The following is a 24,017-nucleotide window of genomic DNA, read 5'->3' as shown; positions in this document are numbered from 1 at the left end:
CCCGTTGCTTTCGGAGAGGGGGGTGCCAGGCAGAGGCGCCAGTACGACCGAAAGTGGCTCCCCCCTCACTTGATTGCCTGTTGAATCCATTAAAAAACCAACTAAGGATCAAGAGATGATCTCGCTACAGCGTGCGCGTACCTTTCTCAAGCTGCCCCTGGCTCTAGCCATCGGCCTGGCCTCGATCACGGCTCAGCAAGCCGCTGCTCACGGCTACATTGAGAGTCCGGCATCGCGCGTGTTCCTGTGCAACAAAGGCCAAAACACAGGTTGCGGCGTTGCCACCTACGTGCCTCAGGGCATCGAGTACTTCGCCTCCACTGGGTACGGCCACACCAGCTACCCGAGCAACGCACAAGCCTGTGATGGCGACTTCCGCACCTGCGGTCCGGCCAACGGCCGAATCGCGTCTGCCGGCCTGGGCAGCTTCGGCAAACTGGACGAGCAAACCACCAGTCGCTGGAAGAAGAACACCATCAAACCCGGCCCGAACACCTTCACTTGGCACTACACCGCCTATCACAAGACCCGCAATTACCAGTTCTACATCACCAAAAAGGACTGGAACCCGAACCAGCCGCTGACCCGCGACTCCTTCGAGATGACACCTCTTCTCGACGAACCGTGGGGCGGTCGCATGCCGAACGCAAAAACCCGACACACCGTGAATATCCCTGCCGACCGTAGCGGCTATCACGTATTGCTCGCTGTCTGGAAAGTCGATGACAACCGCAACTCCTTCTACCAGGTGGTGGACCTGAACATCGACAACCCGGGGGCGGCTAGCCAGCCGGACCCCGTCGCGGAGTCGGCCTGGACCGATATCGGTTCGGTGCAGCCCGAAGCACTGGGAGTCGGCGACAAGGTCAGGACCCGGGTCTTTACCGCGCAAGGCGAACAACTGGCCAAACAGGTGACCCTGGACATTACCTCGGCCGCCATGGCGGACAAGAACACCTGGACCCGGGAACTGGCGAAGAAGGTCAACGCCGCCAACCTCGGCTACCAGATGGGTGATTTGAACGCCAAGGACCAAGTGGTTGCCGTACTGGGCAAGAACACCATCTTTGCCAAGAAAGACAGCGGCATCACCAGCGTGCTGATCGACAGGACCCTGGCCGTCAGCCCAACCGAACTGAAAATCGCCGGACTGCAAGCGCAGTACCCGATCAAGGATGGCCAGGTCGAGCTGCAAGTGAAGGCCAGCCTTGAGGCCACGGACCCAAGCGACAGCTACTTCCTGTCCATGGAGATTTATGACGCAGCAGGCAAGCGCGTCCAGGTGGCATACGGCGATGTCGGCAGCCTCAACCCGCAGTTCTCGACGACGCTCAAAGACATCAACCCCGACCAATACGACCTGGTCATCGTGTCCAGCTCCAAGAAAGGCCACCTGTTGCAGAAGACCGCCAGCTTCAAGGTCACGCCTGAGGTCGTCGAGCAGAAGCCGGAAAATCCGGCGGATGTCAGCGCCCAGTATGACTACGTCTTCCCTCAGGGGCTGCAGTCCTACAAGGCCGGAACGCTGGTTCTGCAACCCAAGGACGGCCAGGTCTATGAATGCAAGCCGCTGCCGTTCAGCAGCTACTGCAAGCAGTTCACGACCGGCATGAACGTGTTCGAACCAGGTGTCGGCAGCTCCTGGGAATGGGGCTGGATACGCCGTTAAACCCGGTGCTTCAAAGCCTTGAGCGTGGCGCGCAAGCGCCACCTGCTCTTGACCGGCTGTAGCGGCCGCCAACGCAATGGGAACTGACACTCGTGTTCAGGCCAGGCGGCAGCACAGCAACCTCTCCCCTTTTTGACTACCCAGTGACACCCACTATTTCAAGGTAAGGATCAATACCAGATGGTTACCTCACAAAGAGCTCGCACCCACCTTAAACTGCCTCTGGTCATCGCCATGGGCATGGCGGCTCTGGCTTCGCAACAGGCAGGTGCACACGGCTACATCGAAAGCCCGAAATCCCGGGCCTTCCTGTGCAGCAATGCCGGTGGCAACCTGAACAAGGACTGCGGCAGCGCAACGTATGAACCGCAGAGCATCGAGTACCTGACAGGCGGCAGCCGCGCGGACTTCCCACGCGCCGGGCAGTCCTGCCACGGCGCCTTTACCCAATGCGGCCCAGCCAACGGCACCATCGCCGCGGGCGGACTGGCCGCCTTTGCCAAGCTCAACGAACAAACCTCCACGCGCTGGAAAAAAGTCACCGTCAAGCCTGGGCTGAACACCTTCGACTGGCGCTACACCGCGGCACACGCCACGCGCAACTGGCAGTTCTACATCACCAAGAAGAACTGGAACCCCAACCAGCCATTGACTCGCGACTCGTTCGAGTCAACGCCGTTGCTCACCGATACCTGGAACAACACCATGCCGGCCAAGGCCGGGGGTAAAACCAGCCACAAGGTGAACATCCCGGCTGATCGCAGCGGCTATCACATCGTCCTGGCTACCTGGATGGTGGCTGACAACAGCAACACCTTCTATCAAGTGGTGGACCTGAACATCGATAACGCCGGCGCGCCTGCCAAGCCCGAGGCCGAAGTCGCGAAGTCGATCTGGACCGATATCGGTTCGGTGCAGCCCGAAGCACTGGGAGTCGGCGACAAGGTCAGGACCCGGGTCTTTACCGCGCAAGGCGAACAACTGGCCAAACAGGTGACCCTGGACATTACCTCGGCCGCCATGGCGGACAAGAACACCTGGACCCGGGAACTGGCGAAGAAGGTCAACGCCGCCAACCTCGGCTACCAGATGGGTGATTTGAACGCCAAGGACCAAGTGGTTGCGGTACTGGGCAAGAACACCATCTTCGCCAAGAAAGACAGCGGCATCACCAGCGTCCTGGTGGACCGCACCCTTGCCGAGCGCACCACTGAACTGAGCGTTCTGAGCCTGCATAAGGAGTACCCGATCAGGAACGGCCAGGTCGAGCTGCACCTCAATGCCGTGCTTGAACACACCGACCCGAACGACAGTTACTTCGTGTCCCTGGAAATCTATGACGCAGCAGGCAAGCGTATCCAGCAGGCATACGGCGATGTCGGCAACCTCGCCCCCCACTTCGCCACCACGCTGAAGGACATCCAGCCCGGCCAATACGACCTGGTCATTGTGGCCAGCTCCAAGAAAGGCCGCCTGTTGCAGAAAACCGCCAGCTTCAAGGTCACGCCTGAGGTCGTCGAGCAGAAGCCGGAAAATCCGGCCGACGTCAGCGCCCAGTATGACTACGTCTTCCCTCAGGGACTGCAGTCCTACCAGGCCGGAACGCTGGTTCTGCAACCCAAGGACGGCCAGGTCTATGAATGCAAGCCGCTGCCTTCCAGCAGCTACTGCAAGCAGTGGACGAGCAACATGAACGTGTTCGAGCCGGGCGTCGGCAGTGCCTGGGAATGGGGCTGGACGCGCCAGTAAACACTGATTGCCAACCCCTTGAACGTGGCGCCCCGGCGCCACGTTTTTCTGCTCCCTCTGTAGCCCCAGTCCTGCCCGCACACTCTCGTACTGGTCCCATTCAAGCGCCGAAGACGGCCTCTTACTCTGGCCACGGCCATCGAGCACTGACCATCCCCCGCCTAGCTCACTGCGAGTAACCGCACTGTCAATCGATGCCTGTTGACCCCAATAACGCACAACCAAGGATTAAGCGATGATCACGCTGCACAAAGCCCGTTCATTCCTCAAACTTCCTCTGGCAATGGCCATCAGCATGGCCGCGCTCAGCGCACAACAAGCGGCCGCGCACGGCTATATCGAAAACCCCAAGTCCCGCTCGTACATGTGTAGCGCCAAGGGCGGCAACCTGAACACCAACTGCGGCCCGGTAGCCTACGAGCCACAGAGCGTCGAATACCTGGCCAACGCCAGCCGCGACGGTTTCCCCAGCACCGCCCAAGCCTGCCACGGTGAGTTCACCCGCTGTGGCCCAGCCAACGGCACCATTGCCGCCGGTGGCCTGCGCCATTTCGCCAAACTCAACGAACAGACCGCCAGCCGCTGGACCAAGATGAGCATCAAGCCCGGGCTGAACACCTTCGACTGGCGCTACACCGCGGTACACGCCACTCGCAACTGGCAGTTCTACATCACCAAGAAAGACTGGAACCCCAACCAGCCACTGACCCGTGATTCGTTCGAAGCGGCGCCGCTGCTGACCGACAACTGGAACAACACCCTGCCGACCAAGACCGGCGGCCTCACCAGCCACAAGGTCAACATTCCGGCCGACCGCAGCGGCTACCACATCGTCCTGGCCACCTGGATGGTGAGCGACAACACCAACACCTTCTATCAGGTGGTGGACGTGAACATCGAGAACAGCGAAGTCGCGCCGTCGAGCTGGAAGAACATCGGTGCCGTTCAACCCGAGGCCCTGAGCATCGGCGACAAGGTCATGACCCGGGTGTTCAACGACCAGGGCGAACTGTCGGCCAAGCAGGTCACCCTGAACATCGACAGCGCGGAACTGGCCAAGGAAAGCAACTGGCCCAAGGCGCTGGCGGAAAAGGTCAACCAGGCCAAGCTCGGCTACCAGATCGGCGAACTCAACGACAAGGACCAGGTGGTGCCGCAGTTCGGCAAGAACAGCATCTTTGTCAACAAGAACAGCGATATCAACAGCGTGCTGATCGCCAAGGAACAAGCCGCCAAGCCAGCTGAACTCAAGGTCTCCGGCATGCAGTCCGAGTACAGCCTGAAGGACGGCAAGGTCGACCTGCACTTCAACGCCATCGCTCTGAACGGCGACTTCACCATCACCGCCAGCGTGGTCAATGCCAAGGGCGAAACCGTTGCTCACCAGCAAGCCGACAGTGGCAACAATGCGCCGCACTTCAGCCTCGCGCTCAAAGGCGTGACAGCGGGCCAATACGATCTGGTGGTGGTGGCCAAGTCGAAGAAAGGCGAGCTGCTGCAAGAGACCATCAGCTTCAAGCTCAAGGCCGAGCCAGAGGTTGAGGAAACCCCGGGCGGCGGTGGCAACGAGGGCGGCACCACTCCCGAGACGCCGGCCAAGTACGACCACGTGTTCCCTGAAGGCCTGAAGTCCTACAAGGCCGGCACCCTGGTGCTGCAGCCCAAGAACGGCAAGACCTACCAGTGCAAGCCGTTCCCGTACAGCGGCTACTGCGTGCAGTGGAAGGCCGGCGTGACCCAGTACGAACCCGGCACCGGCTCTCACTGGCAGATGGCCTGGATCCTCAAGTAATCCGGCAACTCCCCAGTTGCTCCTTGGGGCGTGACGCGCAAGCGTCACGCTCATTTTTTTATCCGGCCGGCGCGCTTTTGCACGCCAGCAAAGGCCCGTCAGACGGGTCGCGCCGATCCGCCAAGAGTCCAGCAAAAGCTTGTTCTAGAGCCCTTTGACTCTCGTACTCGTCCCATGGGAACACCCGGAAGCAGCACGTAGCCTGTGCTCGCTGGCAAGGCTGCCGGAACAGCGGACCTCCAAGGTGTCCCATTCCCCCATCACCGGCTCCTCGCAGCGCTTCAACACTCATTTTTCAATTGCTCAAGGCATACAGCATGATCAACTCCAACCGGACTCGCTCCTTCCTCAAACTGCCGGTCGTCATCGCCATGGCGACGGCGGGACTGGCCGCCCAGCAAGCCTCGGCCCACGGTTACATCGAAAGCCCCAAGTCCCGCGCCTTCATGTGCAGTTCCGATGGCGGCAGACTGAACGTCAACTGCGGTCCAGTGATGTACGAGCCACAAAGCACCGAGTACATCGGCGTGCCTGGCCGTAACGATCTCGAGCACTTTCCAAGCAACGCCCAGGCCTGCACCGGCGACTTCAAGGTATGCGGCCCGGCTAACGGCACCATCGCCGCCGGCGGCCTGGTGCGTTTCTCCCCGATCAACGAGCAGAGTGCTACCCGCTGGGCCAAGACCACCATCAAGCCGGGCCCGCAGAACTTCACCTGGCACTACAAAGCCGGTCACGCCACTCGCTACTGGCAGTTCTACATCACCAAAAAAGACTGGAACCCGAACCAGCCACTGACCCGCGACTCGTTCGAGATGACCCCGCTGCTGGATCAGCCATGGCCGTCCGGCACCGTCCCAGCCCCGTCCGAAGGCAAAACCCATCACACCGTGGACATCCCGTCTGATCGCTCCGGTTACCACGTGCTGCTGGCCACCTGGAAAGTCAACGACACCGACGCCACCTTCTACAGCGTGGTCGACCTGAACATCGACAATGGCGCGATCATCCCGTCGAACTGGAACACCGTGGGCGCGGTACAACCTGAAGCCCTGAGCATCGGCGACAAGGTCAAGACTCGCGTCTTCAACGCACAGGGCGAGCTCCACGCCAAGCAAGTGGTGCTGAACATCGATAGCGCCGAACTGGCCAAGGCCGACGTCTGGCCGCGCGAGCTGGCGAAGAAGGTCAATGCCGCCAAGCAGGGCTACCAGATGGGCCTGCTCAACGACAAGGACGAAGTGGTGCCGAACTTCGGCAGGAACGAAATCCTGGTCAAGAAAGGCAGCGACATCGTCAACGTGATGATCGACAAGGAACAGGCCGCCAAACCGGGCGAGCTGTCCATCACCGGCATGCAGTCCGAATACACCCTGAAAGACGGCAAGACCGAACTGCACTTCAACGCCATCGCCAAGAACGGCGACTACACCGTGAAGGCCACCGTGTTCAACGCCAAAGGCGAAAGCGTGACCTTCCAGCAAGCGCCGGCCGGCAACACCCCGCACTTCTCCATGCCGCTGAACAATGTCAGCCCCGGGGTCTACGACCTGGTGGTCGTGGCCACCTCGAAGAAAGGCGAAGTGCTGCAAAAGTCCGCCCGCTTCACCCTCAAGGCCGAAGCCGGCGGTGGTGAAGGTGGCAACGAAGGCGGCAACGGCGGTGAAGGCGGCGCCAAGTACGACTACGTGTTCCCCAATGGCCTGAAATCCTACAAGGCCGGCACCGTGGTCCTGCAACCCAAGGACGGCAAGACCTATGAGTGCAAGCCTGGCGCCGTCGCCGGCTGGTGCACCCAGTGGACCAGCGGCTCCAACGCCTACGAGCCGGGCGTAGGTTTCGCCTGGCAGTCGGCCTGGAACGCCAAGTAAGCCATAGCGTCAACCACCCGAGCGTGGCGCCACGGCGCCACGCTCCTTGTTAGCGGTCAAGCCCCCCATGAGCTCAACCCCCTATTCAAGAACCCTGCTCCGGCAGGGTGAAAACCTGCCGAGGCGCCTGTGCTTATGAGCGCCCTTCGCCCCTCGCTTCGCGCTGGCCTGCTGGTCGGCGCCTTGTCGTTTCTGGCGGCCTGGCTGGCGTACGGCAGCTGGCAGTTCCGGCAAAGCCTGAACCCGGCGAGCCTGCAGGCGCCCGCCGTGGTGCCGGCGGCCCCCCGGTCCCAGCCCGACCCGCAAGCCATCGCCCGGCTGTTCGGCGTCCAGTTGCAAGAGCACCCAAGCGACCTGCCCCGGGTGCCGCTGAGCCTGCTGGCCAGCCTGGTGGCCGCTCACCCGGAGCAGTCCCGGGCCCTGATCGAATCGCCGGAAGGCAGCCGCTTCTATGGCATCGGCGAGCCCCTGCCGGGCGGGGGCAGCCTGCGCCAGATCGGCACCGACCAAGTGCGAGTGCAACGCTTTGGCGAGGAACTGATCCTGAGCCTGCCCCAGCACGCAACGCCGTTGCTGACCCCGCAGGCAGAGGACGCCGCCGCGGCCCAACCCCATCCACAGCCAGGCAGCGGGAGCCTGCTGCAACCGTCTGTGCAATCCCCTGGAGCATCATGAATCGAGCCTTTATCGCCGGGTCCCTGCTGACCCTGGGCACCCTGATCAATCCCGTGTACGCCACGGAAAAAACCGCCGCGGCCCAGCAATGGACCCTGAACATGAAGGACGCCGAGCTGCGCGACCTGGTCAACGAAGTGGGCCAGATCACCGGCAAGACGATGATTCTGGACCCTCGCCTGAACGGCAAGGTCACGGTGCAATCGAGCACCGCCATGGATCAGCAGGGCATCTACTCGCTGTTTCTCACCGCCCTGCGCAGCCAGGGTTTTGTCGCCATGGACCAGGGCGATCGGGTGCTGATCCTGCCGGTGGCCGAAGCCAAGACCAAGGCCCACGCCGAGCCCAGCGGCGCCAGTGAAGAGTTCGTGACCCAGGTCATCGAACTGAACAACGCCAACGCCAGCGAAGTGGCCAGCGCGGTGCGCCCGCTGGTGGCCGCGGACGCCTACATGGCACCTTCCACCACCTCCAACGCCCTGGTGATTTCCGACAGCGCCAACAACGTCGAGCGGGTGCGCCTGGTGATCAACGAGCTGGATAACGCCGGTGGCCGGCAGTTCAGCATCGTGCAGCTCAAGCACGCCTGGGCCACCGAAGTGGCCAAGACCCTGACCGACAGCCTGGCCGACAGCAACAGTGCCATGACCAGCGCCAAGGCCATTGGCGACTCGCGCAGCAACCGCCTGATCCTGGTGGGCCCGGCGCCGGTCCGCCAGCAGATGCAGCGTCTGGCGCAGAGCCTGGATGTGCCGACCAATGTCGGCGACACCGCGCGGGTGCGTCGGCTCAACCACAGCGATGCGAAGAAGCTCGAAGAACTGCTCAGCGGCATTGGCAAGCGCATGGAGTCCGGCAACCGTGGCGGCGACAGCCAGAAACCCGACAGCCCGGTGCTGGTCAGCGCCGACACCAGCCAGAACGCCCTGGTGCTGATGGCCTCGCCGGCCCAGCTGGCGACCTTCGAAAGCATCATCAACGAGCTGGACCGGCCCCGGGCCCAGGTGCTGGTGGAAGCGGCGATCGTCGAAGTCAGCGGCGACATCAACCAGGCCCTCGGCGTGCAATGGGCCGGCAACCGCGGCAAGCTGTCCGCCGCCGCCAACTTCAATAGCGCCGGCCTGTCCATCGGCACCCTGCTCAACAGCCTGCAGGACGAAAAGCGCCCGAACCTGCCCGATGGCGCGATCATCGGCATCGGCGGCAGCAACTTCGGCGCGCTGATCACCGCCCTGTCCAGCGACTCCAACAACAACCTGCTGTCCACCCCGAGCCTGCTGACCCTGGACAACGAAGCGGCGGAAATCCTCGTCGGCCAGAACGTGCCGTTCCAGACCGGCTCCTACACCACCGACACCGCCGGCGCCAGCAACCCCTTCACCACGGTGGAGCGCAAGGATGTGGGGATTACCCTCAAGGTCACGCCGCATATCAATGAAGGCAACTTCCTGCGCCTGAATGTCGAACAGGAAAGCTCCGAGCTGGCCGCCGCGCCGCCGGGCATCAACACCAGCGATGTGATCACCAACAAGCGCTCGGTCAAGAGCACCATCCTGGCCAACGACGGGCAGATCATCGTCCTCGGCGGGCTGATCAAGGACAACGTCAAGGTCCAGGTCAGCAAGGTGCCGCTGCTGGGGGACATTCCCTGGGTCGGCCGTCTGTTCAGCAGCAGCAAGGAAGTCAACGAGAAGACCAACCTGATGGTGTTCCTGCGTCCGACCCTGCTGCGCAACGCCGCCAGCACCGAGCAGATGAGCCAGCACAAGTACAACAACATGCGCTCGCTGCGCAGCCCGGATGGCAAGACCGGCGGCCAGTTGCCTGCCGACGCCCACCGCCTGTTCGACGCCCAGCGCGATGGCGATGCAGGCCTGATCGACATGCGCGCCCCCGGCGCCCAGCGCCAGCCATGATCGCCACCCACGAAGACGCGCGTCTGGCCTTTGCCTACGCACGCCGCCACGGCGTGGTGCTGGACCATCAGGCAGACGGCGCGGTGCTGTATTGCCGCGCCAGTACGCCGCTGTCGGTGGTGGCCGAAGTGCGCCGTTTCAACGGCGCGTTGCTGCGCAGCGAGGTGCTGGACGACGAAGCCTTCGCCCAGCGCCTGGCCGCTCACTACCGCGACGGACAGAACGGCGCCAAGCAGGTGGCCGACGGCCTGGGCGAGCAGTTCGACGAAGAGTTCGATCTCAACAGCCTGGCCGAGCAACTGCCCAAGACCACTGACCTGCTGGAACAGGAGGATGACGCGCCGATCATCCGCCTGATCAACGCGATCCTCAGCGAGGCGGTCAAGAGCAAGGCCTCCGACGTGCACCTGGAAGCCTTCGAAGAACACCTGTCGGTGCGCCTGCGGGTCGACGGCCTGCTGCGTGAAGTCCTGCGCCCGCGCCGCGAGCTGGCGACCCTGCTGGTGTCGCGGATCAAGGTCATGGCCAAACTGGACATTGCCGAGAAGCGCATTCCCCAGGACGGGCGGATTGCCTTGCGCATCGCCGGTCATGAGGTGGATGTACGGGTTTCGACCCTGCCCTCCAGTCATGGCGAACGGGTGGTGATGCGCCTCCTGGACAAACAGGCCGGGCGCCTCGACCTGAGCCACCTGGGGATGAATGAGACGGTGCGCCAGCGCCTGGAAATCGCCCTGCACAAACCCCACGGTATTCTCCTGGTCACCGGCCCCACCGGCTCCGGCAAGACCACCACGCTGTATGCCGGGCTGGCCAGCCTCAACAGCCTGGAACGCAACATCCTGACCATCGAGGACCCGGTGGAGTACCACCTGACCGGGATCGGTCAGACCCAGGTCAACGCCAAGGTCGACATGACTTTCGCCCGGGGCTTGCGGGCCATCCTGCGTCAGGACCCGGACGTGGTGATGGTGGGCGAGATCCGCGACCGCGAAACCGCGGAAATCGCCGTGCAGGCCTCCCTCACCGGACACCTGGTGCTCTCGACCCTGCACACCAACAGCGCCATCGGCGCGGTGACCCGGCTGGTGGACATGGGCATCGAACCCTTCCTGCTCTGTACCTCGCTGCTGGGGGTGTTGTCCCAGCGCCTGGTGCGCCTGCTGTGCCCGGAGTGCAAGGAGCCCCACAGCGCCGATGCCGCCGCCTGCGAACGCCTGGGCCTGAGCGCCGACGTAGCGCCGCAGCTGTACCGGCCCAAAGGCTGCAGCGCCTGCCAGCACTCGGGGTATCGCGGGCGCCGGGGCATCTATGAACTGGTGCTGTTCGACGACACCTTGCGCCAGCTGATCCACACCGGCGCCGGCGAGCACCAACTGCTGGAGCATGCGCGCCAGCACAGCGCCAGCCTGTTCGACGACGGCCAGGCCATGGTGTTGCAGGGGCAGACCAGCCTGGAAGAACTGCTACGCGTGACCCAGAGGGACTGATCATGGCCGCTTACGAATACCTGGCCATGTGCGCCGCCGGCAAAAAATCCACCGGCGTGGTGGAAGCCGACAGCCCGCGCCATGCCCGGCAACTGTTGCGCGAGCGCCAGCTGGTGATCCTCAAGGTCAGCGCCGCGCAGAGCAAGCGCGTGCGTGGCAAAGGCTTGCTGCAGGTGTCCGGAGGCGGCTTGAGCAGCGCCGAACTGGCCTTGCTCACCCGCCAGTTGTCGACCCTGGTCCAAGCCGCCCTGCCCCTGGAGGAGGTGCTGGCCGCGGTCGCCGCGCAGTGCGAGAAACAGCGGATCAAGAGCATGCTCCTGGCCATCCGCTCCCGGGTCCTGGAGGGCTATAGCCTGGCGGTGGCCCTGGCGGCCTACCCGCGGGCCTTCCCGGATCTGTACCGGGCCACGGTGGCCGCCGGCGAACGCTCCGGACACCTGGGTCAGGTGCTGATGAACCTGGCCGACTACACCGAAGCCCAACAAGCGGCCCGTCAGCAGATCCAGCTGGCCATGCTCTACCCGAGCATCCTGATGCTGGCGGCCGTCAGCATCGTCGGCTTCCTGCTGGGCTTCGTGGTGCCCGACGTGGTCAAGGTGTTCATCGACAGTGGCCAGGAACTGCCGCTGCTGACCCGGGGCCTGATCGCCAGCAGCGCCTTCCTGCAGGACTATGGCCTGCTCCTGCTGCTGCTGGTGGCGGCCCTGGTACTGGCCGCCCGCGCCGCCGTCCGCAACCCGGCCACCCGCGAGCGCTGGCATGCCCTGGTGCTGCAACTGCCGCTGCTGGGCCGGCTGATCCGGGCCAGCAACTGCACGCGGTTTGTCAGCACCCTGGCGATTCTTGGACGCAGCGGCGTGCCACTGCTGGACGCCCTGTCCATCGCCAGCGAAGTGGTGGCCAATCAGAAAATTCGTACCGGTCTGAAAGACATCGTCCGGGGGGTGCGCGAAGGTATCAGCCTCACCCGAGCCCTGGAACTCAACGGCAGTTTCCCGCCGATGATGCTCTACATGATCGCCAGCGGTGAACGCTCCGGCGAGCTGGACAGCATGCTCGAACGCGCCGCCAAGCAGCAGGAAGAACAACTGGCCAACCGCATTGCCTTGCTGGTGGGCCTGTTCGAACCGGCGATGCTGGTGTTCATGGGCGCCTCGGTGCTGATCATCGTGCTGGCGATCCTGATGCCGATCCTCAGCCTGAACCAATTGATTACCTGAATGCGGAACCCCCTACGTGCAGACTCAGAACAAACAACGCGGTTTTACCCTGATTGAAATCATGGTGGTGGTGGTCATTCTCGGGGTCCTCGCGGCCCTGGTGGTGCCCCAGATCATGAGCCGTCCCGACCAGGCCAAGGGCGCCGCCGCCCAGAGCGATATCAAGGCCATTGCCATGGCCCTGGACATCTACAAGCTCGACAACCATCAGTACCCCAGCAGCCAGCAAGGGCTCGAAGCCCTGGTCAGCAAGCCCAGCGGCAACCCGCCGGCACGCAACTGGAACCCCGACGGCTACCTCAAGCGCCTGCCCATCGATCCCTGGGGCAATGCCTACCAATACCGCGTGCCAGGCGCCCGCGGCACGGGCTATGACCTGTTCTCCTTCGGCGCCGACGGCAAGCTCGGCGGCGACGGCCTGAACGCCGAGATCGGCAACTGGGACCGCTGAGCGGTGCAACGCTCCCACGCCAAGGGCTTCACTCTGGTCGAAGTACTGGTGGTGGTGCTGATCATCGCCCTGTCCGCGGGCATGATCGGCCTGATCAACCCCGACTCCGCCAGCCGCCAGGCGCGCCGTGAAGGCGATCGTCTGCTGGCGCTGCTGCAACTGCTGCGCCAGCAGGCGGTGTTGAGCAACAGCGACTACGGACTGCGCATCGAACCCGACGCCTACTCCGTGCTGCGCCTGGATGAACAGGGACAGTGGCTGGCCGACCGCGACTGGCGGCCCCAGAGCCTGCCCGACAACCTGCGCCTGCGCCTTGAGGTTGCCGAAGCCGGCCCGGCCCTGGGCCAGGCGGTTAGTCGCAGGGCCCTGCCCCAACTGCTGGTGCTGTCCAGCGATGAAACCAGCGCCTTCACCCTGTGGATCGAGCACCGCAACACTCCGTTGCTGACCCTGTCCAGCAATGGCATACAGGAGCCCCGACTTGAAACCGCGAACTGAGCGGGGTTTTACCCTGCTGGAAGTGATGGTGGCGCTGGCGATTTTCGCCACGGTGTCGATTGCGCTGTTCAGTGCGATCCAGCATGTGGCCATCAACAGCGGCAATCTGGCCGAACGCACCCAAGCCACTTGGATTGCCGACAACTACCTCAATGAACTGCGCAGCGGCATGCAGCCGCGCACCCTTGGGCGCCAGCAACGGCAGGTCGAGTTTGGCGGACGCAACTGGTGGCTGTTCAGCGAGATCGAGGCGGCCCCGGACTCGCGGTTGCTCAAGGTCAGCCTGCGGGTCTCGGCCGAGCAGGACCCGCAACGGGCCCGGCAATACAGCCGCGCGCAGCTGCTGGGTTACATCGAGGCCAACCCATGAACCAGCGCGGCTTCACCTTGCTGGAAGTGGTGGTGGCCATCGCCATCTTCAGCCTCCTGGGGTTGGCGACCTATCAGTTGCTGGATCGGGTGATGCGCAGCGACCAGCGCATCCAGACCCAGGAACAGCAGTTGCGCCACCTGCAACGGGCCCTGAGTCTGCTGGAGCGTGATCTGGTGCAAGTGCAGCGTCACGCCCTCAAGGACGACCACAGCCATAGCCAGGCGCTGATCAGCCAGCACCAGGGGCTGCGCCTGCTGCGCGGCGGCTGGCGCAACCCCCTGGACGCTCCGCGCAGCGATCTGTTGCAGGTCAACCATCGCTTGAGCGACGGCGAGTGGATTCGCGAAACCCAGGGCCTGGAACGAGACAGCCCTAGCCAGGTGCAACCCTTGCTCAGTGGGGTCGAGCTGGTCCACTTGCGCTTCATCGACGCCCTGGGCCTGCCCCATGACAGCTGGCCCATCGGCAGCGAGGCCCTGAGCCTGCCGGCCGCCGTGGACATTGAGCTGAGCGCGCCCGGCTTCCCGCATATCCGCCGGGTCATTCTGCTGCCCGGCGGCGCCGAAGTGGACGAGGACGCCCCCCGTGAATAAGCCTCGTGCACAGCGCGGCGTTGCCTTGCTCAGCGTGTTGCTGATCACCGCGCTGGTGACCCTGGTGGTGAGCAATATGCTCGCCCGTCAGCGGCTCAGCCTCGCCAGCAGCAGCCACCTGGTGCAACACCAGCAGCTCTGGCAACTGGCCCTGAGTGGCGAAAGCTGGGCCCGTAGCCAGTTGCAGGAAGATGCCCGCAGCGAAGGCGGCCTGCTGGTGACCCATCTGGGCCAGCATTGGGCCCGACCGGCCCCGGCGTTCCCGATCGAAGGGGGCAGGATGGCGATCCAGATCGTCGATCTGGGCGCGCGCTTCAATCTCAACAGCGCGCTGGTGCAGGACGATGTCATCCCCCGTGCCCGCTACCAGCGGCTGCTGGCCCTGGCCCAGATCAAGCCCCACGACCCGGCGGCGCTGTCGCGCCCTCTTGATCGCCTGGGCCGCCCATTACCCCTGAGCGACATCAGCGAGCTGCGACAATTGCCGGAAGTCGATCGCGCCACCCTGCTACGCCTGTCGCCACTGGTCGCGGCCTATGAACAAGCCCACATCAACCTCAATACCGCCAGCGCCCTGGTGCTGGCCAGCATCGAAGGCATCGACCTGCCGACCGCCCAGACCCTGGCCCAATCGCGCCCGAGCAAGGGCTATCCCACGGTCGCCGCGTTCCTCGCCAACCCCATGCTCCAGGGCCGGGACATTACCCCTCGCGGGCTGAGCGTCAACAGTCGCCAGTTCCGCGCCACCATCGACGTTGAACTGCATGGCCGACGCCTGCGCCTGGTCAGCGACCTGCGCGTCATGAACGCTGAACAGGTCCGAGTGCAACAGCGCACGCTGCTCCCCGGACCGTCCAACGCCCATCTGCTTACCGAGTAACCATTGATGAGCCATTGGCTTTACCTTTCGCCCCATACCACCGGCGACACCCCGTGGCGTTGCCACTGGTGGTCAGCCGGCAGCACGCCCCAGCAAGGCAGCCTGGAACAGGCCGCCGAACAGCTTCGCGAGCATGGATTTGTCCTGCTGCTGCCGATGGAAATGGCCAGTTTTCATCAAGTCAGCGTCCCGGCCCGCAGCGGTCGCTGGTTGCGCCAGGCGCTGCACAGTGCCCTGGAAGAACACCTGATCGACGACGTCGAGCACTTGCACATGGCCCATGGCCCATTGCGCGAGCGACGTCACTGCTCGGTGCTGGTCATCAATCGCGAGCGCCTGCAGCGTTGCCTCAAGCGCCTGGCCGAACACGGACTGCACCCGGCGCGCATGCACATCGATGCCGACTGCCTGCCCCAAGACCGGCCACGAGCCCTGGCCTGGGACGGCCGCTGGCTGTTGGGCGGCAGCGCCCCACTGCGCCTGACCCTCAGCGACCAGGAGCTCGGCGACCTGAGCCGGTTGGTGCCGGACGGGCTGCTGTGGCAAGGCGCCCAGGCCCCGGGCATCGACGGCCTGGAACCGCAGCACTGGCAGGTCGAAGAGCAGCCTTGGCAAGTGCTCAGCCAGGGCAGCCTGCAGGCAATCGACCTGTGCCAGGGCCAATTCCAGCGCCGCACCCGTAAAGCGAAGCCCTGGCGCCTGACGCTACTGGTGCTGGCGATTGCCGGCGGCGCCCATCTGCTGCAGAACATCGGGCACCGGCTGTACCTGGAGCAACGCAGCGACCAGTTGCACGCCGCCAGCCAGAGTCTGTGGCAAGAGCGCTTTGCCGATGAACCGGTTACCGCCGATCTGGCGCGTCAGGTGCGGCTCAAGCAACGCCAACAGGTGCAGGAAACACCGGGCGTAGCCCTGCGTCTGTCGCAACTGGCGGAGCAATGGGTCGCCAGTGGCGGCGCGCTGTCGATGATCCAGCGTCTGGATTACCAGGCCGAGGAAGGCTGGAGCCTGCAAGTGAGCGCCCCGGCCTTTGCCGATCTGCAAATGCTGCGCGAGGGCCTGATCAACCAGGGCCTGAGCGTCAGCACCGACTCATCCGTGCGGGACGCTCAAGGCGTCTCCGCGCGTTTTCAAATCAAGGAGTAAGACGTGAACCCATCCAGCGCCACGACTCCGACCAGGACCGCCCTGGCGACCCCACTCCGACAACGCTGGCAGCGTCTGGCAAAGCGCGAACAACGGGCGGTACAAGCCCTCGTGGTCTTCGCTGGCCTGACCAGCCTCTATCTACTCTGGCAACCGCAACAACAGGCTCTGGCCCTGGCCGAGCAACGCTATACCGAGGAAACGCAATTGCTTTTAGATCTACAACGGCTGCCCGTCAGCACTTCCGCACTTCGTGGCCCAGTCATTTCCGGTGATGCCCTGCCGGGCATGCTGGCACGCTCCAGCAGCCAGGCCGGGCTCAACCTGGAACGCATGGACCAGGAGGATGAAGGACGGGTCAACCTCAGTCTGGAGGGGCCTCTCAATGGCCTGATCACCTGGATCGACCAGTTGGAGCAGCAGCAAGTCGCCGTGCTGTCGTTCTCCATCGAGGTCAACAAGGACGCCATGGCCAGCGCACGCTTGCAGCTGCACAGCCCTTGAAACCTTGTCACGCTTGAAACCTGGACAACAAAAAGCCCGCCGAAGCGGGCTTTTTTTATTGGCTCAACAACCGGATTCAGTCATCGCGGCCCATGATGCCGAACAGCTGCAGCAGGCTGACGAACAGGTTGTAGATCGATACATACAGGCTGATGGTGGCCATGATGTAGTTGCGTTCGCCGCCATGGATGATGGCGCTGGTCTGGAACAGGATGCACACCGAGGAGAACAGCACGAAACCGGCGCTGATCGCCAACTGCAGACCGCTGATCTGGAAGAACAGGCTGGCCAGCACGGCGCCCATCAACACGAAGAAACCAGCGGTGATGAAACCACCGAGGAAGCTCATGTCCTTGCGGGTGATCAGCACATAGGCCGACAGACCACCAAACACCAGCGCCGTCATGGCGAAGGCCGAGCTAACGACTTCAGCGCCGCCCTGCATGCCCAGGTAACGGTTGAGGATCGGGCCGAGCAAAAAGCCCATGAAGCCGGTCAGGGCGAACGCCGAGACCAGGCCCCAGGCCGAGTCACGGAGTTTGTTGGTGAGGAAGAACAGACCGTAAAAGCCGATCAGCACCACGAAGATGTTCGGGTAGCCGACCCGCATCTGCTGCGCCACATAAGCCATGACACCGCTGAACGCGAGGGTCAGGGCCAGCAAGCCATAAGTGTTGCGCAGGACGCGGCTAACCTCTAGCTGCTCGGCCTGCACGCCGTTGTTAACTGCGTAATCCTGTTCGCGCATGGCGACACTCCTGTTGGGGGAAACATTTAGTGGCAAGGATGATAACAGAGGCTCTGTAACTCGCGATGCAGAGAGTTTGACAGTGTGTTTCATTCGGGTATTATGGCGCCCGCAATGCGATCTGGAGGTGTGGCCGAGTGGTTTAAGGCAGCGGTCTTGAAAACCGCCGACTGTAACAGGTCCTAGAGTTCGAATCTCTACGCCTCCGCCAAATCTCAACGAGAAAGCCCTGATTTATCAGGGCTTTTTTGTTCCTGCTGCTTACGGTCCCCACCTAGCCGTTTCCGCATCATTTCTTTAGTTTCCGCAACCACCCTCCTACGGCACCCTGCCGACAGAACACCTAAACCTGTGGTCCGACCTGGGTGCTGTCCTGGATTTTGCTAACCTCAGGATGGCCGATTCTTGCCACACGCTACGGCCAGCAGCTACTGGCCGGAAGTAGTTGCTGTATCACTCCGATGATGGATTGGAGATATTTTCCTTGTAAACCCCGAGAACGCTGGCTTTCGAGCACAAAAAAACAGGCAGTACCATTTTTTTTACCAACCACACCCTCCACGCCCGCCATTCTTTGAGGTCGGAACGTGGCCTGAACCGCTTAACCGCCAATCCACCTACAGATACAAGTGCCCTCCCCCATCCCCAACGATTGCACCGCCATGATATCGTTGTGCCCTTGCCGGCTGTGTGAGCCGCCTTTAAACCCGATGGAGCGGTGTGATGCAAATAACTTTTGACAGGAAAACAGTTAATAACTGCCTTCAACAAAAGTTTGTTTTACCTACTTACCAGCGCGACTATAAATGGGAAATCAAGCATCTCCACGAGCTACTTTCTGATATCCAAGAGTCCTTTCTCTCCTGCTGGAGATCTACTCACGGCAGGAAAGATATCTTAGGGTATGACCCATACTTCCTCGGAACCATTATTACCACCCAAGTTGCACAAGGCGGCAAAGCAATTGTTGATGGGCAGCAGCGAGTCACTACGTTAATTCTTATTTTTGCCTATATCCATAGACTTCGAAAGAAAAACCCTGAGATCTCACCTGTCGATCAAGCCATCAGAAGACAGGTAGCAGGACAAAACGAATACAACTTAGATCTCGATGCTTCGAGACATGATTTTTTCAACATCCTCATCGATGGCCCAGAAGACGAGCTAGATCTTGCCAATGCGGTTGACGACATTGTAAATAAGGACCCTGGGACAGAACGCCTATGGGAACTCTACCAAGAGATCGAGACAGCTCTTGCCTCTGAAGTTATAGATAACAAACTACTACCACACCTATTTGATTTCATTACCGATTGCGTTTACATGTTTGAAATTGGTGTACCTCGCGAGCAAGACGGACACAAAGTATTTGTGACCATGAATGATCGCGGGCTTAAACTCGGCCCTATCGACCTACTTAAAGGGTTCTTGCTTTCGAGTATTTCCAATGATGCGGACAATAAGTCTGCGCATACTGCTTGGAACACTTGCATCAGCAACCTAAAGTCCCTAGGATCAGATGAAGATTCAAACTTTTTTAAAACTTGGATCCGTGCAAAATACGCAAACACTAGTCGCGGCAAAAAGCGAGGCGATGCGCCGGGAGATTTTGAAGTCATAGGCGATAGCTACCACCGCTGGGTAATGGACAACAAAGAAACTCTCGGTTTAAAGACAAGCGATGACTTCACCAACTTATTAACGGGCACCCTACCTTACTACGTAGAAATTTACTGCAAAGTCAAGAGAAGCGAGAAAGCATTTCAATCCAGTCTGCCTCACGTCTACTACAACGGCGCTAGAGACCTAACGCTTCAATCGATGGTAATTTTCAGCGCCATCAAACCATCAGATACAAACTCAGAAGCAAATCGAAAGATCAAGTCAATTTCATATTACCTTGATCATCTTGCCACAGCTCGCGTGATAAATGGCAAGGAGAACACATACGACAATATACGAGACATCATATTCGAACTCACCAAAGAAGTCAGAGACTTATCTGTCGCCGATTTAAAAACGGCTCTTTTGAAGCGCTTTGACAATGAAAAAGACAAAGTAGACCAAATAAAATCCTGCTCATACTTACAATTGAAGCGTCAAGATTTGCTGCACCTCCTTGGACGTCTTTCTGATTTCTTAGAGCACTCGCTAGACTTTGCAAACCGAGTAGGTTTCGCCGACTATGCAAGTCGTGCGCGTGAGTCCCGGACCTTTGACATCGAACATCTTATGCCAAATAAAATGGCAGAGACTAATGATGACATCATTAAAAATGGTGGCAAAGCTTTTGGTAACCACACAGAGTTTTTCCTTTCCCGCAACAGGATTGCCGGCCTGATATTGCTGCCTCGCAGTAGAAACAGATCCATGAAAGACCTGCCCTACAGCGTTAAACGCCAACGATACGCAGGCGAAAACGTTCTTGCTCAAACCCTAACGAGTGAATTCTACTTAAATCAGCCAAACTGGGGGAAATTTGCCGCAGATAACAACATCAAGTATGAACCTACCCCTCACACAGACGACACAGCTCTTGAGAGTCGTGCAAAATTTTACTCGGACCTCGCTCAACTGATCTGGTCTAGGGACAGTTTAGAAAAGATGTTTTCCTGAGTCGGTCCTTTTACTCTGACTGTCCTTGAGCATTAACGAGAAAGGCGCTCTCCTCCCCTGAAATCAGGCGGTGAGCGCCTTGTTCTAAACTGATGGTCGAAGCGATCTATGGAGCCCCCTCGACCATGCATGGTCAATATACTGTTCAGTCTTACCGCCAGCATAGGGATTCGAACCCCCTCCTTATCTCAAAAGGCCTCGCGGATAGCAAAGTTAAACATGGACGAGAAAAGCAATGATGGAATTACTAAATGAAATAGTAAACTTTGTTATAGACAAATTTGATGTACTGTTCAGTGGGGCGGGGCTTTTTGTTATTACACTCATAGGTTCATTATCGGCTTTTATATACAAAAAAATAAAATCTCGAAAGATGACGGCGGAGCATCTCAAAAAAGTAGCATCACCACCCGAAACACTAGAGTCTGAAAGCAAAAAAAATAAGCTGAAAATACCAGCTTTCACATTGACACAGACAGGAATGAGTTTTACAGGTGGAAACAAACCTGTGAAAGACCATGACTTTAAAGTTACGAACAGCGGTGGCAAGGCGTTTAATGTTGCAGTGTCGGGCTCTATCCTGCCACAACCTATTGAGTTGAAAGACATAAATCGGCATGGTTCAAATTCATTCACCCTCGCATTCGGAGGGAATCAACGTCCCCAAGAGATATCTTTGGAAATTAAGTGTCTTGATGAGGATGGAGATCCTCATAGCCAAGTTATTCTCTTGCACCTTATAGGATCTGACTATATTGCTGCATGATTGCACTTGAATTTAGATATTTATTTCACATTAAAGGCTCACTATTTTAGTGCGTATCTGTCGCGCTACGGGATTCTTGTCCTCGGACTGGGGCATTGACTTCCTGTCCATAAATGACAATACAGAACACAACACCAGCGTCGTGTAGGCCTACCTGCATTTCATGAAAGGTAGGTATTGGCCGTTAGCTGGCTTAGCAAAAAGCAGTTTCGGGCAAAGAGGAGACGAACGTACACCGCTTGTGCTCGGGTATTAACGCAACAAAGCCCCACAGCCCAGAAGAACAAGGGCTACAGGGCTTTTTCGACGCATCTGGGTATAGGGTTGCTTGGCATTAAATGGCATTGATTGACGTAGAGATTGACCCATTTTTGCCCCACGACATCCTCAGTTGCAGGACACCTTCCAAAGCTGATCAAGCTTCGTCGTGTAGCTCTGGCTCATCATCTCCCGCCGCATACCCCAATCGGGGTTGGTAGGGACGCTGGCAGCACGGAGTGTGCCCCTCCCCCAGCGACTGTTGATCTGGTCCAGAACCTTCATCACCTTGTCGGTTTCCGATGGTTGCGCCACGGCGAAGAGATCGCCTGTGTACTCGCCTGGCTGGCACAGGTTCAACAACATGACCTCGGCCTTGCTGTATTTGAAACCCGGCCTGAAGACACGGTCCAGCGCTTCCACAGCCATTTTCGTCATGAGCCTAACGTCGTTGGTTGGATACGGCAGTTCTACCAGGACACCATTTGCATACTTGGCTTCCTCGGGGTTAAACATACCCGTGCGAATGCTGACGCGAATTTTCTTACACAAAGAGTTCTGAGCCCGTAGTTTTTCCGAGGCTCTCATCATGTAAGTGGCAACCGCTTCCTTGATAGGAGCCAACTCGGTTAGCCGCTTCCCAAACATCCGGCTACAGCAGATCTCCTGCTTCGGCGGATCAGGCTCGTCCAGCTCCAGGCACGGTGTGCCCGCCAGTTCCCTCGCCGTCTTCTCGATCACGACACTGAAACTTTTGCGCAACGTCCACGGATCGGCCCTGGCCAGGTCCATAGCAGACTTGATTCCCATCCCATCCAGATGAACCTTCATCCGCCGGCCGATACCCCACACCTCGGCGACATCAGTGTTTCGCAACACCCAATCCCGCTTAGCTGAATCGGTGATGTCTACAACCCCACCAGTCTGCGCCTGTAGACGCTTGGCAGTATGGTTTGCCAACTTGGCGAGTGTCTTTGTAGGTGCGATTCCTACACCGACCGGAATGCCCGTACAGCGCAGCACTTGGGCCCGGATCTGCCGGCCGAACTGCTCAAGGCTATTGATCCCCGTAAGATCAGCGAAGGCCTCATCGATGCTGTAGACCTCGACCGCCGGCACCATCGACTCGATCAGCGTCATCACTCGCTCACTCATGTCACCATAAAGCGCGTAGTTCGATGAGAACGGAACGATGCCGTTCTGCCTCAGCTTGTTCTTGATCTGAAAATACGGCTCTCCCATTTTGATGAAGGGCTTTGCGTCGTAGCTGCGCGCAATGACACAACCGTCGTTATTGCTAAGAACAACAATCGGCACCTTTGCCAGATCAGGGCGGAACACTCGCTCGCAACTGGCATAGAAGCTATTGCAGTCGATCAGGGCAAACACCGGCTCATTGTGTTTAGGCATGGCTGCGTACAGTGCTGGTGATCACGCCCCAGATCGACAGCTCATCACCCTCAAGGATGTAGCGGGCGGGGTACTTGGGGTTTTCCGACAGCAGGACCACCTCCGCCCCACGCTTGCACAGTCGCTTGCACACCGGGTCGTTGTTCAGTAACGCCACAACGATGTGGCCATGGATAGGTTCAATCGAACGGTCAACCACCGCCAGGTCGCCTTCGAAAATGCCTGCTCCCTGCATGCTGTCCCCAGTGAGGGAGATCAGGTAAACGTGCGGCGCACGAATATTCAGGATCTCATCAAGTGAGATATGTGCCTCGATGTGATCCGCTGCAGGAGAAGGAAAACCAGCGGGCACCTGGAATAGACAAAGGGGCAGCTTGAGGCCGCCTTCGGAAACAGCACCTAAAATGACATAGCACATGACGCACGACTTCTTATAACTGTACGAATATACAGTTAACTTTGTGGATGGCTTGCGGTCAATTTCATGTAGGAGAAATCTGATAGGCGGGCGAACTATGTGCGGACGACTTTCACAATACAGCGGCATTCACGACTTTGTTGCAGCCCTTAGCATGCCGGGGGCCCTGGTTAACAGGGTCGGGGACCAGCCCCTGGGGCGCTACAACGCAGCGCCAACAATGCAGCTCGCCCTCTTCCACATCGCCGAAGACAAACTACACGCCGATGCAGTGCGCTGGGGATGGCGGCCACACTGGGCAACCGACCGCTCCGCACCAGTCAATGCGCGCGTCGAGAAAGTGGCCCATGGCCCATTCTTTCGGCAGATCTGGCCGCACCGTGCTATCTGCCCCATCGATAGTTGGTTCGAATGAGTCGATGAGGGCGGGTCCAAGAAACAGCCCTACCTCATCCGGCACTGCGACGACTCCCCTATCCTCTTCGCCTCAATTGGACAACTGCCGAACCCGGACCAGGGCGAGCACGACGGCTTTGTAATCATCACCGCCGACAGCGCCGACGGTATGGTAGACATCCACGATAGGCGTCCCGTGACGCTCTCGCCAGAAATGGATCGGGAATGGTTAGACCTAAAAACGCCGGATGAACGTGCCGAGCAGATGGCGCTGTTTCAAGGCACACCCACGGAGGCTTTTGAATGGTTCAAGATTGACAGTGCAATTGGAATCGTTCGAAATCAGGATGCCAATCTCATACGTCCCGCCTAATAGTAGGTGCTACCAACCTCAACCTACATGTTTCCGAAGCGTTACGCATAACGATGATAGCTATCTGTGTTTACCAGCGCATTTTCGCAGCGTTACGGGTAACGATAATAGCCATCTCTGTTTACCAGCGTATTTTCGCAGCATTACGCGTAACGATAGTAACTATCTCTGTTTACCAGCGTATTTTCGCAGCGTTACGCGTAAC

20 protein-coding genes, 1 tRNA gene and 1 pseudogene are annotated in these 24,017 nt (G+C 59.9%); 19 read left to right on the top strand and 3 right to left on the bottom strand.

Translation table 11 applies throughout. From position 1 onward, the window contains the following. Positions 1-115 precede the first annotated feature (115 nt). The 15 genes from gbpA (Q8O96_RS28230) (at position 116) to gspM (ending at position 16,827) form a co-directional block, all read left to right on the top strand. Positions 116-1,669: an N-acetylglucosamine-binding protein GbpA gene (gene gbpA / locus Q8O96_RS28230; protein WP_305949849.1), complete on the top strand. Its 1,554-nt coding sequence runs from the start codon at positions 116-118 to the stop codon at positions 1,667-1,669. A 180-nt stretch (positions 1,670-1,849) separates the two neighbouring features. Beyond that, entirely contained in the window at positions 1,850-3,418 is a 1,569-nt protein-coding gene (gbpA, locus tag Q8O96_RS28225; protein ID WP_305949848.1) for an N-acetylglucosamine-binding protein GbpA, read from the top strand. Positions 3,419-3,653: 235 nt separating this feature from the next. Then, a complete protein-coding gene (gene gbpA / locus Q8O96_RS28220) occupies positions 3,654-5,210 on the top strand; it encodes an N-acetylglucosamine-binding protein GbpA (protein ID WP_305949847.1) in 1,557 nt (518 codons plus the stop codon). Positions 5,211-5,527: 317 nt separating this feature from the next. Next, positions 5,528-7,081, top strand: a complete 1,554-nt coding sequence (gbpA, locus tag Q8O96_RS28215) for an N-acetylglucosamine-binding protein GbpA (RefSeq protein ID WP_305949846.1) — start codon at positions 5,528-5,530, stop codon at positions 7,079-7,081. 135 nt (positions 7,082-7,216) lie between these two features. Beyond that, positions 7,217-7,756, top strand: coding sequence for a type II secretion system protein N (locus Q8O96_RS28210; RefSeq protein WP_305949845.1), 540 nt, complete (start codon positions 7,217-7,219; stop codon positions 7,754-7,756). After that, complete coding sequence (gspD, locus tag Q8O96_RS28205; protein WP_060844044.1) at positions 7,753-9,672, top strand: type II secretion system secretin GspD; 1,920 nt, start codon at positions 7,753-7,755, stop codon at positions 9,670-9,672. The genes Q8O96_RS28210 and gspD overlap by 4 nt, the downstream gene beginning before the upstream one ends. Continuing rightward, complete coding sequence (gspE, locus tag Q8O96_RS28200) at positions 9,669-11,162, top strand: type II secretion system ATPase GspE (RefSeq protein ID WP_305949844.1); 1,494 nt, start codon at positions 9,669-9,671, stop codon at positions 11,160-11,162. Before gspD ends, gspE begins: the two co-directional genes overlap by 4 nt. Positions 11,163-11,164: 2 nt before the next feature. Next, complete coding sequence (gene gspF / locus Q8O96_RS28195; protein WP_102864805.1) at positions 11,165-12,382, top strand: type II secretion system inner membrane protein GspF; 1,218 nt, start codon at positions 11,165-11,167, stop codon at positions 12,380-12,382. A gap of 16 nt (positions 12,383-12,398) precedes the next feature. Beyond that, positions 12,399-12,833: a type II secretion system major pseudopilin GspG gene (gspG, locus tag Q8O96_RS28190; protein WP_102864804.1), complete on the top strand. Its 435-nt coding sequence runs from the start codon at positions 12,399-12,401 to the stop codon at positions 12,831-12,833. A 3-nt stretch (positions 12,834-12,836) separates the two neighbouring features. After that, positions 12,837-13,331, top strand: coding sequence for a type II secretion system minor pseudopilin GspH (gspH, locus tag Q8O96_RS28185; protein ID WP_305949843.1), 495 nt, complete (start codon positions 12,837-12,839; stop codon positions 13,329-13,331). Next, entirely contained in the window at positions 13,315-13,701 is a 387-nt protein-coding gene (gspI, locus tag Q8O96_RS28180; RefSeq protein ID WP_305949842.1) for a type II secretion system minor pseudopilin GspI, read from the top strand. The genes gspH and gspI overlap by 17 nt, the downstream gene beginning before the upstream one ends. Beyond that, complete coding sequence (gene gspJ / locus Q8O96_RS28175; RefSeq protein WP_305949841.1) at positions 13,698-14,297, top strand: type II secretion system minor pseudopilin GspJ; 600 nt, start codon at positions 13,698-13,700, stop codon at positions 14,295-14,297. The genes gspI and gspJ overlap by 4 nt, the downstream gene beginning before the upstream one ends. Then, positions 14,290-15,177: a type II secretion system minor pseudopilin GspK gene (gene gspK / locus Q8O96_RS28170; RefSeq protein WP_305949840.1), complete on the top strand. Its 888-nt coding sequence runs from the start codon at positions 14,290-14,292 to the stop codon at positions 15,175-15,177. Before gspJ ends, gspK begins: the two co-directional genes overlap by 8 nt. Positions 15,178-15,183: 6 nt before the next feature. After that, positions 15,184-16,323, top strand: coding sequence for a type II secretion system protein GspL (gspL, locus tag Q8O96_RS28165; protein ID WP_102864801.1), 1,140 nt, complete (start codon positions 15,184-15,186; stop codon positions 16,321-16,323). A gap of 3 nt (positions 16,324-16,326) precedes the next feature. After that, the gene (gene gspM / locus Q8O96_RS28160; RefSeq protein ID WP_240322029.1) at positions 16,327-16,827 is read left to right on the top strand and encodes a type II secretion system protein GspM; all 501 of its coding nucleotides are present in this window, start codon (positions 16,327-16,329) and stop codon (positions 16,825-16,827) included. A 76-nt stretch (positions 16,828-16,903) separates the two neighbouring features. Here gspM and Q8O96_RS28155 read toward each other — a convergent pair whose 3' ends face one another. Next, the gene (locus tag Q8O96_RS28155; RefSeq protein ID WP_011062013.1) at positions 16,904-17,575 is read right to left on the bottom strand and encodes a Bax inhibitor-1/YccA family protein; all 672 of its coding nucleotides are present in this window, start codon (positions 17,573-17,575) and stop codon (positions 16,904-16,906) included. Between the two features lie 123 nt (positions 17,576-17,698). On the opposite strand from Q8O96_RS28155, the gene Q8O96_RS28150 reads away from it, so the two are divergent. The 3 genes from Q8O96_RS28150 (at position 17,699) to Q8O96_RS28140 (ending at position 20,957) form a co-directional block, all read left to right on the top strand. Continuing rightward, positions 17,699-17,786 (top strand) — tRNA-Ser (locus Q8O96_RS28150). Between the two features lie 512 nt (positions 17,787-18,298). Next, positions 18,299-20,191: a DUF262 domain-containing protein gene (locus Q8O96_RS28145; protein WP_305949839.1), complete on the top strand. Its 1,893-nt coding sequence runs from the start codon at positions 18,299-18,301 to the stop codon at positions 20,189-20,191. A gap of 235 nt (positions 20,192-20,426) precedes the next feature. Next, the gene (locus Q8O96_RS28140; RefSeq protein ID WP_305949838.1) at positions 20,427-20,957 is read left to right on the top strand and encodes a hypothetical protein; all 531 of its coding nucleotides are present in this window, start codon (positions 20,427-20,429) and stop codon (positions 20,955-20,957) included. A 387-nt stretch (positions 20,958-21,344) separates the two neighbouring features. Here Q8O96_RS28140 and umuC read toward each other — a convergent pair whose 3' ends face one another. Both umuC and Q8O96_RS28130 read right to left on the bottom strand, forming a co-directional pair. Continuing rightward, positions 21,345-22,625: a translesion error-prone DNA polymerase V subunit UmuC gene (gene umuC, locus Q8O96_RS28135; RefSeq protein ID WP_305949837.1), complete on the bottom strand. Its 1,281-nt coding sequence runs from the start codon at positions 22,623-22,625 to the stop codon at positions 21,345-21,347. Continuing rightward, the gene (locus tag Q8O96_RS28130) at positions 22,618-23,043 is read right to left on the bottom strand and encodes a LexA family transcriptional regulator (protein ID WP_305949836.1); all 426 of its coding nucleotides are present in this window, start codon (positions 23,041-23,043) and stop codon (positions 22,618-22,620) included. Before Q8O96_RS28130 ends, umuC begins: the two co-directional genes overlap by 8 nt. A 97-nt stretch (positions 23,044-23,140) precedes the next feature. Here Q8O96_RS28130 and Q8O96_RS28125 point away from each other — a divergent pair. Continuing rightward, positions 23,141-23,812 (top strand): annotated as a pseudogene (locus Q8O96_RS28125) (SOS response-associated peptidase family protein). Positions 23,813-24,017: the final 205 nt, after the last annotated feature.

The sequence above is a fragment of the Pseudomonas sp. LPH60 genome, assembly GCF_030718165.1.
Classification (GTDB): domain Bacteria; phylum Pseudomonadota; class Gammaproteobacteria; order Pseudomonadales; family Pseudomonadaceae; genus Aquipseudomonas; species Aquipseudomonas danubii.
This window is presented reverse-complemented; position numbering and strand designations above follow the sequence as displayed.